The organism is Pigmentibacter ruber (genome assembly GCF_009792895.1).
Lineage (GTDB): Bacteria > Bdellovibrionota_B > Oligoflexia > Silvanigrellales > Silvanigrellaceae > Silvanigrella > Silvanigrella rubra.
Map to the genome: position 1 here is coordinate 478,278 of NZ_WSSC01000004.1, position 13,291 is coordinate 491,568.

Genomic DNA, 13,291 nt, shown 5'->3' on the forward strand with positions numbered 1-13,291 from the left:
TTTACTCCTTCTCTAGTTGAACGGTTGGAAATTTATTTAAAGGAACTAATAATCCTTGATATGAGTTAGCTAACTCTGAAAGATAAGGTGAATTGCTATTCACACTTCTTTCAATATTAAGCAATGTTGGTTTTGTATGGTGTAACACTGCAGAAGAAGCAAAACCCAAGACAAAAATTAAAATAGTTAATGAACTTAACTGAAGAATTTCAAACTTATTAAGACTTTTATACTTTTTATTTTCAGAGTTTTCTAAAGGTCCAAATAGTATTTTGTATGTTGCCCAAAGAATATACACCGATCCAAATATTACTCCTAAGGTAGCAATAGAGCCTAAAATTGGATTAGCTTGAAATGATCCAATTAGAATAAGCCACTCACCTATAAAGCTTCCTGTACTTGGTAACGCTACAGATCCCATTGCAACTGCAACGAAGAAAAAAGCAAACCAAGGCAAAATTTTTGCAAGTCCACCAAAATCATCTAAATTAAAAGAAGATGTTTTATCATGTAAATAATTAAACAATACAAATAATGCGCCTGCTGTTATGGCATGATTAATCATTTGATAAATAGCACCCTGAATTCCAATTGTATTTAAAGAGAAAATTCCAATTACAATAAAACCTAAATGACTTAAGGAAGAAAATGCCATAATTCTTCGTACATTTTTTTGTTGCCACGCAATCAATGCTCCATACAGAATAGCAATCACACCTAGAACCATTATATGATTAGCAAAATAAACTGCTGCACTTGGAAAAAGACAGACACTAAAGCGAATCAATCCATACGTAGCTAATTTTAGAATGACTCCAGACATAATTGTATATGTCGCTGGAGCTTGCTCATAGGTATCTGATAACCATGTATGAAAAGGAAAAATTGGAACTTTAATCCCAAACGCTAAAGTAACAGCGCCAAATAACCATGCTTGCGTTGAAAAAGGTAGAGAAGCTGCCGTTTTATAAAGATCTAAAAGATTAGAAGAATAAACTCCGCCATTTAATGCTGCGTGACTGTAGTATAAATAGATAAAGGAAACTAACATTAATAAGCTGCCTAAAACTCCATAAATAAACAATTTTATTGTTGCATAAATGCGATTTTTTCCTCCCCAAATACCAATCATAAAGTATACAGGGATTAAAGATAATTCCCAAAAAACATAAAATAAAACAACATCAAGCGAAACAAACACACCAATTATAGATGATTCTAAAATCAAGAATAAAGCTAAAAAAGCTTTAACGTGAGTTTTTATTGTATGATAAATTGTTAACATAGCTATCAGAGAAAAAGCTGTTGATAGCAAAACTAATATTAAATTTAAGCCATCAACTCCTACAATATATTTTATTCCAGTTTTTTCTGGTAACCAATTTAATACTTGTGCAAACTGAAATTGTGCAGAATAAGGAACAAAATGTTTAATTAAATGTAAAGATAAAAGAAATTCAATTATTATCCCAAATAAAGCAACTTTTTTATGCAAACAATAATTTGCTGATGCAGGGATTAATAAAATAATACCTGCTACTAATAAAGGAAAAATTATGAGCAGTGATAAAATCCACTGCGAAACGCCATCGATCATTGTGTCCTCTCACCTGCTCAAAGAAATAGAATTAACCCAAAAATAAACACGCTAATAAAAATAAACTTGAGATAATTCCTAGCCATTCCCGATTGGGAATCACTAGCAACACTTGTGCCTGTGTACAATGTTTCAGGAATACCGTTTACAACACCCTCAATTATTATTTTGTCAAAAAAGCTGTATAAAACCTTTCCAACTCTAGCGAGAGGACGAATAAAAATAAATGCGTAAAGTTCGTCTACTCTCCATTTATCTCTAACTAAACGGTATATTGGTCCTAAAGCACTCGCAAATTTTTCACCGCCGTTTGGACCATTTTTATAAACCAAAATCGCAAAAATTGCGGCAACAAAAACAATTAAAACAGATGCTCCCATTAAACTATATTCCATTGAATGAGATAAATGGAGGCCATGTAATCCATTTGCATTTAATGTAGCTTGTGCTTGTCCTAAAACAGGAGATAAAAAATTAGTGATGAAATCTACTTTACCAGTAAATACTTCTGGAATTGCAATAACTCCACCCACAACAGATAAAATAGCTAAAAGAATGAGTGGCAATGTGATAACTATATTTGTTTCATGAATATGTTCAGGATGTTCTGCTCTAGATTGTCCAAAAAATACGAGCCAAGTTAATCTAAGCATATAAAATGAAGTAAAACCTGCTGTTATCCAACCAACTAACCAAAATATGGGATTGCCAAAAGGACCGGCCCAAGCGGCAGCAAGTATCGCATCTTTTGAGAAGAAGCCTGAAAAACCTGGAAAACCAATTATTGCTAATGTGGCTAATAAAAATGTTGTTGCCGTAATTGGCATTTTCTTAAATAATCCACCCATTTTTCTTATATCTTGTTCATGATGCATAGCGTGAATTACACTACCAGCTCCTAAAAATAAACAAGCTTTAAAAAAGGCATGAGTCACAACATGTGCAACTCCAAATTGAAAGGCACCAACACCGCAAGCAAGAACCATATAGCCAAGCTGACTACAAGTTGAATATGCAAGAACTTTTTTGATATCTGTCTGAGCAAAACCAATTGTTGCAGAGAATATCGCAGTAACTGCTCCAATAATTGCTATTGTTGTCATAACTGCAGGACTAAGTACTAATAAATAGCTAACCCGACTCATCAAATATATTCCCGAAGTCACCATAGTCGCAGCATGGATTAATGCTGAAACGGGAGTTGGGCCTGCCATAGCATCTGGCAACCAAGTATAAAGAGGGATTTGTGCAGATTTACCTGCAACTCCTAACAAAATACATAAACCAATAATGGTAATTTCTGTAGAATTGTCAGCTAAAAAAGTTTGAGGTGAAGCAGCAATTATTGCTGATAATTCTGCATAATTGATTGTTTTAAAGAGCATATAACAAAGGAAAATAGCGATGAGAAATCCAGCATCCCCAACTCTATTTGCAACAAACGCTTTTATTGCGGCCATTGAGTTATCTTTGTCTTCATACCAATATCCAATAAGAAGATATGAACATACACCAACACCTTCCCAACCTAAAAAGGTAACAAGCATATTAGAACCTAAAACAAGGGAAAGCATTGAAAAGATAAATAGATTTAAATACACAAAAAAACGATATGGTCTTTTTTCATGGTGCATATATTCACCAGAATATAAATGAATCAATGATCCAACACCAGTTATAACAAGCAAAAATATTCCTGAAAGTCTATCAGCTGTAAAACCAAAGGAAACATTAAAATCTTTCCCGTCTACTAATGGAACTGAAATCCAATTAAATAAGTCGACTTGTATAGTATTTCCAGGAATTATAAAATTAAAAAATAGTAATAATGAAAAAATAAAAGGCACCACAACCGAAGCTGTTGCAATTGTACAAATAACTGCAATACTTGTTCTTCTCAACATAAAAGCATTGAGTAAAGCGCCAACTAAAGGTAGTAAAACAATTAAAGTAAGTAACGTTTGTTGTTGCATAATTATCCTCTCAGCACTCTGAGATCATCAATCTCAACACTTGACTTAGCACGATACAAAGAAATGATAAGTGCAAGGCCAATACCAGCTTCACACGCAGCTACGGCCATTACAAAAAACATGATTACTTGCCCATCAATTGTGTGGGTCATATTACTTGCACTAATAAATGCTAAATTTGCTGCATTTAACATTACTTCAATGCTTAACATCATAAAAATTAAGTTTTTTCTAAACATGACCCCAAAAAGACCGACGATGAAGAGAAGTATAGAAAAATATATTCCTAATTCAGGAAGACTTGGCATCATTCACCTTCGCTTTCTTTGCTATGACAATTGCGCCAACAATAGCTACTAATATTAAAAAACTTATTAATTCAAAAGCCCATAGATAATCAGTAAACATTAAGGCGGAAACGTTTTTTACATTCTCATTCATAGATGCTGGATAATAAGGAGGTCTAGCATTTGCAAGAGAAGCAGAGTTTAGTCCAGATATTAAATATCCTTGCCCAACTTTTGTTCCTAAAAATAACGCAACTAAAAAACCAAGCGCTGTTAAAAACAACTCGCTTAAAGTAACTCTACCATAACGTAACTCTTCAGGAGGTAAATTAAGAAGCATTATTACAAAAACGAATACAACCATAATAGCACCAGCATAAACTATTATTTGTGATACGGCTGAAAAATGCGCACCTAATAAACCGTACATACCAGCAAGCAACATCATTACAATAATAAGCAACATTGCGGCTGTAACTGGCCATTTTCTCGTAATCATCAATGCAGATAAAAAAACTGCAAGTATTCCCATTATTAAAAAAGATATTTGAGTCAACATATGAATCCCTTTTCTTAATTAATGAAATTTTACAATTGCTGTGACAATTGCAGTAATTATAAGATTTACAAGGGCAATAGGAAGTAAATAGATCCATCCTAATCTCATTAATTGATCATATCTAAAACGTGGAATAGTAAATCTAACTTGAACAAATAACCACATTAATAAAATTACTTTTGCCAATAAAACAACAATTCCAAGAGGTAATAATATCCATCTTGTAAGTGCTTCACCCAAATGTGGAGTCATTGTATCCAATAAATATGCTTGTGATAACCATGGAAGTTCATATCCACCAAAAAATAAAGAAACAGTAAGTACACACATCACAAACATCATTGAATATTCGCCAAGGAAAAATAATGACCACCGCATTGCACCATATTCAGTTAAAAATCCTGCAACAAGCTCACCTTCACTTTCAGCTAAATCAAAAGGTAACCTGTTTGTTTCTGCACAAATAGCAACTATAAATACAACAAAAGCAACCGGAGCATGAAAAACCCCCCAATTTGGAAGAAATCCCCATAATATTTCTGATTGTTTTGTAATCATAGTTTGCAGATCTAAAGTTCCCCAAATAAAGATTAATGGAATAATACTAAGTCCCATTGCAACTTCGTAACTAACCATTTGAGCAGAAGCTCTTAATCCACCTAGAAGAGAATATTTATTATTTGATGACCATCCCGCTAAAGTAACACCATAAACAGCTAAAGATGAAAAAGCAAATATCAAAAGAAATCCTGAATTTAAACTCACAGCCTGTAAATTTACAATTTCATTATTTACTAAAACATGACTTCCCCACGGAATAGCTACTGTTACAGCTAGTCCCATAGTAACAGGAATAACTGGCGCTAATACATAAAATACTTTGTGCACGTATGGAGGAACAAAATCTTCTTTAAATAAAAGTTTTATTGCATCTGCAATAGGTTGTCCTAATCCTAATAATCTAAACTGAAAAAAACCGACTCTATTAGGTCCTAATCGACGTTGGATAATTGCGCACTGTCTACGCTCTACCCAACTCATAATAGGAGCCACTTGTGCACCCACTGCTATACCAAGCAGCATAAGAAGAATGGTGCTGATAACTTGAGTCAAACTAATATCAAACATTACCAAAACTCCTTAATCCCAACGTAATGCACCACGTCTGATGACATAAATATAGCCAATTGTTAAAGTTGCTAAAAATAATCCAACTTCCACAATGCCAAACCAGCCTAGATAATCAAACGCAGTTGCCCACAGGTACATAAATATTGTTTCTATATCGAAAAGAATAAATAATATTGCGGTTAAATAAAATTTGATTGAAAAGCGGTTTTCAGCGGAACTTGTAACCGGCAAACCGCATTCATACACTTCAAGTTTGTGTGAATTAGGTTTTTTAGGGCCAAGAAAAAGTGATGCGCCGCTAACTCCAAGACCTAGTGCAAGCCCAAATATTAATATGAGCAATATTGGCAAATAAGGATTCAAACCAATAGAATAAACGGATTGCTCCATATGCAAGTTCCTCCTTAACGTGTTCAACTATCTCATAATCATCCATGCGACAAGAGAACCATCAAGTTAATCTTGAAGAATATTCTTCACGCAATAATGCCATACGGTAAACGAGTGCTGCTGTTAATCTTGAAGTCATTTCATGAGTATCCCTTGCCGGACAAAGTTCTGCAATGTCCATAACACGACATGTTTGGGATTTGGCAATAAATGTTAGAGATTGTGACAAATCTTTTACTTGAACTCCAAACGGTGTTGAAGCACTTGTGCCAGGGGCTATGGATTGATCAAAAATGTCTAAACATAATGAAACATGAATACTGCCTTTAAATCTATCAAATCCAAAAGTAGAGCAATCATCTAAATGATCTCGAATGTGTTCTAATGGAGTTTGTGCATGCCCTGCAAATAAATCTCTCCAGACATTTAGTAAGGTCATATATTCAATTGTTGGTATTTTTTTTTCAAATACAAAATCGTATAAAGATTGTGGATTTCTTTCTCTTTGTATTCCTATTTCTAACAATGCTTTCCCTTCATGAATACTTAACGGAAAATCATCAATAATTCTTCTGAAAGCAGTTCCACTATTTATTTTGCCATTTTCTACAGGCCGCAAATCAAAATGTGCATCTAAATTTATTATAGGAATTATTTCATTCTTTTTTGCTGTAACATGTCCTTTATAACTTCCATAACTAAAATCATGACCACCTCCAATTACAAAAATCAATTTTGCATTTTTTGTAACAAAAAAATTAACTACTTCAGAAAGTCTTTCATGAGTTTCTTGTATGGACTTAGCAAGAATTAAATTTCCAGCATCTACAAATTTACTTGATATAAAATCGCAATTTTTATTATTTTGTTCACTACTTGTAAAAGGCTTGTGTGTACTTGGATTAAATATTCTCAAATTTGTATCGTATAATTTATAAAAGCTTTCACGAAAGCGATCTGGCCCTTCATTCGCACCTGGATTTCCATTATTTTCAATTACTCCTCTGTCATCAGGAACTCCAATAATAATATATTTATTATTAAAGTCGATTTCAAATTTCTTTTGATTCTTATCTAAATATTCAATATGTTTAATTGATGCTCCAAGAGTTTCTTTGCGATTTGTAACTGTAATATTTGTTTTTTCTAAAAATTTAAATAAATTTTTTGTCATATTAATTCCAAATTTTTCTGTGAAATAAAAAATTAGCAACGTTTAATTTTGCTCAATGCTCATTTTTTTTCAAGTATATAATTTTCTATATTTAATTTTTCCAATAGATATTTTATCCTTATAAATTATTCCTTATATTTTATATAATTATTAAAAAAAACTACTAATTTGCAATCGTTAATATTTTATGACAATTTGCAAAAAGAATTTTAATAATTCTTCTCTTACTAATGTATTCATATAGCTTACCAATTAAAGGAGAATAAATGGAAACAAACAAAACATCCTCTAAAATGTGGGGCAAGGATATCTTTTGGGGACTTGGTTATGAATTTGATCCGCAATGGACACTTTCAAAAAAACAATTGGAATTACAAAAAGATTTAATAAAAATTTGTAAAGACATTATAAGGCCTCAATCTATTGAATGCGATAAAAATTTAACATTTCCAAAACAAAGTTTTATAGCTCTTTCAAAATTAGGATTATTAGGACTCATTATTCCAATTGAATTAGGTGGCTTAGGAGAAAATCATACTTGTGCAGCAATGGTAGCCGAAACAATTGCTAGATATGGTTGTCCAAGCACCGCAATGTGCTATGTTATGCACATTGCTTCGCTTAGTGCTCTTCTTCTTCATGCAAATAAAAATGCAGCATTTAGAAATCTTTTATCCAGAGTAAATGATGAAGTATTAATAGGGACTATTGCTTATTCAGACCCATCAACCGGCAGTCATGCATGGTTCCCAAAATCATCCAATTCTCAAGAAACAGAAAATGGTTGGAAAGTATCTAAAAAAGCTTCTTGGGTAACATCAGGTGGATTTGCTGATTGGTATCTTATTCAAACAACTAGCCATGAGTTTGAAGGAAATTACTCTAAACTTTCTTGTTACCTTGTATTTAAAGATGAAGTAACAACTTATCCAGGACTATGGAATGGCTTAGGAATGAGAGGAAATCAATCCGGCCCTTTAGAAATTAATGGAATAGAAATTCCCAAAGATAGGATTGTTGGCAAACCAAATGAGGCAAGTAAAACGAATAATGAATCTCCTGATATTTTTTACTTGCTTTGTTCTTCGGCTTGTTGGAACGGTGTTGCTATGGGTTTAATTGATTTAGGAGCAAAACACACTACTAAGAAAAAACATGAAGATATAGGAATGCGAATTGCAGACTATCCTAGCATTCAAGATTATTTTGGAGAAATGATAGCTGAAACTAATAGCTGTAGAATGAACTGTTTTTTTCTTGCTAATATTCTTGATATAAAAACTGATAATTGTAATTGGAATTTACATGAGAATAATAGTTTTTTTCCAAGATCAGAATTAATGATTTGGTTTTGGCAGCTCAAACTAAATTGTACAACTAATGTCTCTAATAATTCAGATAAAGTCTTACATGCTTGCGGAGGAAGTGGTTATAAACCTGAACTTGAAGTTGAAAGATATTTAAGAGACTCAAAAGCAGGATGGATTATGGCTCCAACTAACGAAGTTTTAAAGCAGTTATTAGGCAAACTATCATTACTTGGTCCAGAATCACTAGATGCTTGGAATCAAAAAGTTAATGAAACTATTTTACAAAATGAAATAAATAAAATGAATAAAGAAAAAATGCGTGAATTTGGAGAATTTTTGATAAAAAAAGCATCATTTTAAAATTTCTTTGACAATATAGTTAGAATAAAAATACATGATTACTTAAAAATTTCCACTTTTTTTAATTTTAATAAAACATAATATCTTTTGAAATATTAAAATAGATTTTCTTTCAGAAATGTTATAAAATTAAAATTTGAGAAATTGGAGACTTTTTCCAATACTTTAAATTTATAATTTAGCAAGTAATTGGCAATCTGTTTCCTTTTATAGTGTTTGCAAAATGTAGTCATTTATTTAGCTATCTTGAAACATGTTATTTTTTTAAAAGATATACTATAAATAAATTAAAATTTTTTCTTCTTTAACCGTAAAGGAAGATACATGTCACCACCAAATAGTTTATTAAAATCATATGATTCTAAAATTTTAGAAATTCAAAATATAGATAATCAATATCTTCTTATAAAATGTGAAAGACCAAAAAATTTTAATTTTAACTCAGGCCAGTATGCTTCTATTGAAATCAATGACGATATAGGAACTTGTGAGTTTCTTTATTCAATAGCTAGTTCAAGAGAAGAAACAAATTTTTTAGAATTTTGTATTCAAATTACTACTCAAAGTAGAGCTTCTTCATACTGGAGAAAGCTAAAAATTGCTGATATTCTAAGAATCAATAACTTGGGTGGTAGTGAAATGATAACTGATTATTCTAACCCAATTGTTATGATCGCTGGAGGCTCTGGAATAGCCCCATTTAGAGCGATAATCCATGATTTATATGTCTTTAATAAAAATACAGGTAACGAAAATATTACTTTAGTTTATGGCGTAAAAAAATCTTCTGCAATGCCATATCAAAAAGAGTTTTTAGATTTACAAAATAAATTTCCTAAAAATTTAAAAGTAATACTTTTCAGCGAAGAAATTCAAAACAATCTAGCAATTAAAGGAAATTTAATTACTGCAATTGATAGTTATATAAGTAATTTAGATAAAAACTCTGAATTTTACATATGTGGATCATTAAATATGATACAAACAGTGAAAGATAAACTTATAGAAAATAAAGTTCCGTCTAGAAAAATTTTTCATGAGTATTAGTAGAACAATTTAATATTTAAAAAATTCTTTTCTTTCATCTCATTTTTATAATTTACTATTTGTTTCTATTCTTTTTAATATTATCCCAGTCCTCATCTTTCAATGACTTTAAGAAATTAAATTCCCCAGCTCCTTGTAACCATTCACCACCATCAATTGTTACTACCTCACCGTTGATATAACCCGAAAAATCAGAAACCAAATACGATGCTAGATTTGCCAATTCAAAATGCTCACCAGGACGCCCTAAAGGATTTTTATTTTCTAAAACTTTCCCAAGATCTGCATTAGGAACTAATCTATCCCAAGCGCCTTTTGTAGGAAATGGTCCTGGAGCTATAGCATTCATTCTAATTCCTCTATTTCCCCATTCTACCGCTAGACTTCTAGTCATAGCTAAAATTCCTGCCTTTGCCATAGCTGATGGAACTACATAAGCCGAGCCTGTCCAAGCATAAGTCGTAACTATATTTAATACATTTGCTTTTATATTTTGACTCAACCACTTTTTACCGCATGCAAGAGTTACATATGTAGTACCATGTAAAACGATATCAAGTACAACATCAAATGCTCTATGTGAAAGATCTTCAGTTTTTGAGATAAAATTTCCCGCTGCATTATTTATTAGAATATCAATAGGAGCGTCATTCCAAATATCCTCAATCATTTTATCGACAATGTGAGGATCTCTAATATCACAAATTTTATAACTGGTTTTATTAGGATATTTTGTATTAAATTCAATACATGTTTCTTTTAAAACTTCTTCCCTTCTGCCACATATGATTACATTTGCACCTAAGGAAAGAAATCTTTCACACATACTTTTCCCTAACCCTGTTCCACCTCCAGTAATTAATATTCTTTTATTTTTTAAAAGATTCTCTATGAACATAATAAAATCCTTATATAGTTTAAAAGCACTTTATATGATCATTATTCCATAATAAAAACAGGTATAACCAAGTATTTTTTGGTATCTTTAGAATACTGAATTGTTAAATCATATTTTGAAAAGATAGTTCTTGCTCTTTGTATTATCTTTTCTAAGCAAATTCTTAGGCTTTCTTTTCTATTAATAGAACATTCATTGTATGTATTATAAAAATTTTCAAGCAATTCTTCTCTCTTTAATCCTAAAGGATATTCTGCTAATAAACGCATTAGTCTAGCAGGTTCTCTAGAGGCTTCAGTAGGAGAGACAAATTCAACATAGGATAAACATAATTTTGTCCAACGAATTGCTGCAGAATGAGAATAGGCAACTTCTTGAAGAGCTAATTCTAATGAATTTTGCATTTTAGAAAAATAATTACTTTTTCTTTTATATTTTCTTCTTTTTAATACCCTATTTGTTTGTTTATTTTTATCTAACTTAATTAATTCTATTTTTTCATTCTGTAATATTTCAATGGACATTTATAAATACTCCTTTTTTTCTGAATACCATTTGAAATATAAGTGTTTTCACTTATACATTGTCCATATATGCAAATACTGTGCCAAAAATTTATTCTCTTTTTAAATAATAATATTAATTAGTTATGTTTTCTAAAATTATTTTACAATTTATAAATGAATGATTTTCATTCATTTATTGGCTAAAAATCAACAACTAAGCTTTTTATCCTAAATTTATTTAATACTTACAATGTAATATTTTTTAAAGTTATTGACTGTTATTCAGTCTAATTTATACAAAAAAAAAGCTAGTGATTAAAATCACTAGCTTTTTAAAAAATTGCCCTAAGACTAGGCTTGCTCAAATGACTTAAGTTCTTCACTTGATACATAACGGCTAGAAATACGAGCCGCTTTACCGCGTAGTTTACGGATATAGTAAATTCTTGCACGACGAACTTTTCCGCGTACTTTCACATCAACATGATCTACTAATGGTGAATGTACATAGAAATTACGCTCAACTCCAATTCCGCCTGACATTTTTCTCACTAAAAATGTAGAGTTAGTTGTTCCCTTGCGGTAACGAATAACTGTACCTTCAAAAGATTGCAAACGATACTTTGGTGTACCGTCTTTTTCAGTACCTTCCTGTATTTTTACCCAAACACAAACTGTATCACCAGCTTTGAAACTTGGAAGTGCTTTAGCACGCATATGCATGCTTTCAAATGACTTTAAAATAGGATGTTTCATTATACTCACCTATACTTGAGAATTGCCTAGTAGTCGGATTCTCTCTAATTAAAAATAAAATAGTGGTCGGAGCGACAGGACTTGAACCTGCGACCTCTTGCACCCCAAGCAAGTGCGCTAGCCAGGCTGCGCTACGCTCCGAGTTTCAAGCGATCAATTACTTTCCAAGAGCTGCCATTGATTTCTTAACTAAAGAAGCAAATACAGCTTCATCATGAATAGCAATTTCAGACAATTGTTTACGGTCCAAAGTTATATTTGCTTTCTTTAAACCATTCATAAATTTGCTGTATGGCATTCCATGAGCTCTAGATGCAGCGTTAATACGTTGGATCCAAAGAGTACGAAAATCACGTTTTTTAACTTTACGGTCACGATAAGCATAACAAAGAGCTCTGCGAACAATTTGTATTGCTGTACGGTAAAGTCTACTACGTGCTCCGCGGTATCCTTTTGCAAGCTTTAAAACTCTTTTATGACGACGGCGAAGTTTAAAACCACGTTTTACACGAGCCATTGTATTTCCTCCAAAATGAATGCTGGCGGTTGTCTTAAAAAACAAAACTTATTTGCCAAGCACCTGTTTAAACAATCATACATTCTAACTAACAGAAGTTAGTTTTATAAGTAGTTAAGGCTGTTAACACTTAAAGGGTGAACGATCAACCCTAATTAAAGTCCGTTTGGAATACAACGGGCTACTAATCTTGAACTTTCAGCACGCATAATCTTCGCTTTTTTCAAGCGATTTTTACGGCTACGGTTCTTTGATTTAGCCAAGTGTTGCTTACCACTGTGTGGAACTTTAACAAGACCAGTTGCAGTTAACTTATAGCGTTTAGCTGCAGACTTTTTATTTTTGATAGCCTTATTAACTTTCCCTTTGGATTTAGCAACTTTGGCTTTAATTTTAGCTTTTGACTTTGCCATACTATAAACCCTTTAACTGAGAAAAGACAAAAAACAGAAGGTTCTTATAACACTGCTTTAAATAAAATCAACTATTATCTAAAAAGATTTATGAACTTATGCCTATGATAAACATAAAAAAAATCCTCTTAGGATTTCCTAAGAGGATTTAAATTAGTGGTGGGTCCGCCCGGATTCGAACCGGGGACCACTTGCTTAAAAGGCAAATGCTCTACCGACTGAGCTACGAACCCACTAAGGTAAAATTAAAAGGCTGCACAGAGCTACTCTTCCACACCTAAGGGTGCAGTACCATTGCCGCAGGCGGGCTTGACTTCGGAGTTCGGAATGGGATCCGGTATTTCCCCGCCGCAATCAGCACAGCCAAAACGAG

The 13,291-nt window shown here is 32.2% G+C and carries 14 protein-coding genes, 2 tRNA genes and 1 rRNA gene; 2 read left to right on the top strand and 15 right to left on the bottom strand.

The annotated features are described in order from the left end of the window. Position 1: 1 nt before the first annotated feature. The 7 genes from GOY08_RS13640 to GOY08_RS13670 all read right to left on the bottom strand — a co-directional run bounded on the left by GOY08_RS13640 (position 2) and on the right by GOY08_RS13670 (position 7,111). Complete coding sequence (locus tag GOY08_RS13640) at positions 2 to 1,597, bottom strand: complex I subunit 4 family protein (RefSeq protein ID WP_158999471.1); 1,596 nt, start codon at positions 1,595 to 1,597, stop codon at positions 2 to 4. A gap of 17 nt (positions 1,598 to 1,614) precedes the next feature. Beyond that, on the bottom strand, positions 1,615 to 3,570 hold the full coding sequence (nuoL, locus tag GOY08_RS13645) for an NADH-quinone oxidoreductase subunit L (RefSeq protein ID WP_158999472.1): 1,956 nt from the start codon (positions 3,568 to 3,570) through the stop codon (positions 1,615 to 1,617). Positions 3,571 to 3,572: 2 nt separating this feature from the next. Continuing rightward, positions 3,573 to 3,881, bottom strand: a complete 309-nt coding sequence (gene nuoK, locus GOY08_RS13650; RefSeq protein WP_202914066.1) for an NADH-quinone oxidoreductase subunit NuoK — start codon at positions 3,879 to 3,881, stop codon at positions 3,573 to 3,575. After that, positions 3,862 to 4,416 carry an NADH-quinone oxidoreductase subunit J gene (locus GOY08_RS13655; protein WP_158999473.1) on the bottom strand — a complete coding sequence of 185 codons (555 nt, stop codon included), beginning with the start codon at positions 4,414 to 4,416 and terminating at the stop codon, positions 3,862 to 3,864. The genes nuoK and GOY08_RS13655 overlap by 20 nt, the downstream gene beginning before the upstream one ends. Positions 4,417 to 4,434: 18 nt before the next feature. After that, positions 4,435 to 5,544, bottom strand: coding sequence for a complex I subunit 1/NuoH family protein (locus GOY08_RS13660; protein ID WP_158999474.1), 1,110 nt, complete (start codon positions 5,542 to 5,544; stop codon positions 4,435 to 4,437). Positions 5,545 to 5,556: 12 nt separating this feature from the next. Beyond that, complete coding sequence (locus tag GOY08_RS13665) at positions 5,557 to 5,937, bottom strand: NADH-quinone oxidoreductase subunit A (protein ID WP_158999475.1); 381 nt, start codon at positions 5,935 to 5,937, stop codon at positions 5,557 to 5,559. A 61-nt stretch (positions 5,938 to 5,998) separates the two neighbouring features. After that, positions 5,999 to 7,111: a formimidoylglutamase gene (locus GOY08_RS13670; protein ID WP_158999476.1), complete on the bottom strand. Its 1,113-nt coding sequence runs from the start codon at positions 7,109 to 7,111 to the stop codon at positions 5,999 to 6,001. A gap of 266 nt (positions 7,112 to 7,377) precedes the next feature. Between GOY08_RS13670 and GOY08_RS13675 the strand changes: the two genes are divergently transcribed. Together GOY08_RS13675 and GOY08_RS13680 are read left to right on the top strand one after the other, a co-directional pair. After that, positions 7,378 to 8,781: an acyl-CoA dehydrogenase family protein gene (locus tag GOY08_RS13675; protein WP_158999477.1), complete on the top strand. Its 1,404-nt coding sequence runs from the start codon at positions 7,378 to 7,380 to the stop codon at positions 8,779 to 8,781. A gap of 324 nt (positions 8,782 to 9,105) precedes the next feature. Then, complete coding sequence (locus GOY08_RS13680; protein WP_158999478.1) at positions 9,106 to 9,828, top strand: FAD-dependent oxidoreductase; 723 nt, start codon at positions 9,106 to 9,108, stop codon at positions 9,826 to 9,828. 55 nt (positions 9,829 to 9,883) lie between these two features. Here the strand turns inward: GOY08_RS13680 and GOY08_RS13685 are convergent, their stop codons facing one another. From GOY08_RS13685 to rrf, 8 genes are all read right to left on the bottom strand, one after another. Beyond that, positions 9,884 to 10,726 (bottom strand): SDR family oxidoreductase, encoded by an 843-nt coding sequence (locus GOY08_RS13685; protein WP_158999479.1) that lies wholly within the window; start codon positions 10,724 to 10,726, stop codon positions 9,884 to 9,886. Between the two features lie 41 nt (positions 10,727 to 10,767). Then, positions 10,768 to 11,250: a hypothetical protein gene (locus GOY08_RS13690; RefSeq protein WP_158999480.1), complete on the bottom strand. Its 483-nt coding sequence runs from the start codon at positions 11,248 to 11,250 to the stop codon at positions 10,768 to 10,770. A 333-nt stretch (positions 11,251 to 11,583) separates the two neighbouring features. Continuing rightward, positions 11,584 to 11,988 carry a 50S ribosomal protein L19 gene (gene rplS, locus GOY08_RS13695; protein WP_158999481.1) on the bottom strand — a complete coding sequence of 135 codons (405 nt, stop codon included), beginning with the start codon at positions 11,986 to 11,988 and terminating at the stop codon, positions 11,584 to 11,586. 63 nt (positions 11,989 to 12,051) lie between these two features. Further along, positions 12,052 to 12,129, bottom strand: a tRNA-Pro gene (locus tag GOY08_RS13700). Positions 12,130 to 12,145: 16 nt separating this feature from the next. Beyond that, complete coding sequence (rplT, locus tag GOY08_RS13705; RefSeq protein WP_158999482.1) at positions 12,146 to 12,505, bottom strand: 50S ribosomal protein L20; 360 nt, start codon at positions 12,503 to 12,505, stop codon at positions 12,146 to 12,148. 155 nt (positions 12,506 to 12,660) lie between these two features. After that, positions 12,661 to 12,918 (bottom strand): bL35 family ribosomal protein, encoded by a 258-nt coding sequence (locus tag GOY08_RS13710; protein WP_158999483.1) that lies wholly within the window; start codon positions 12,916 to 12,918, stop codon positions 12,661 to 12,663. Between the two features lie 157 nt (positions 12,919 to 13,075). After that, positions 13,076 to 13,151 (bottom strand) — tRNA-Lys (locus GOY08_RS13715). A gap of 17 nt (positions 13,152 to 13,168) precedes the next feature. Next, positions 13,169 to 13,283: ribosomal RNA gene (gene rrf, locus GOY08_RS13720) — 5S ribosomal RNA — on the bottom strand. Positions 13,284 to 13,291 lie beyond the last annotated feature (8 nt).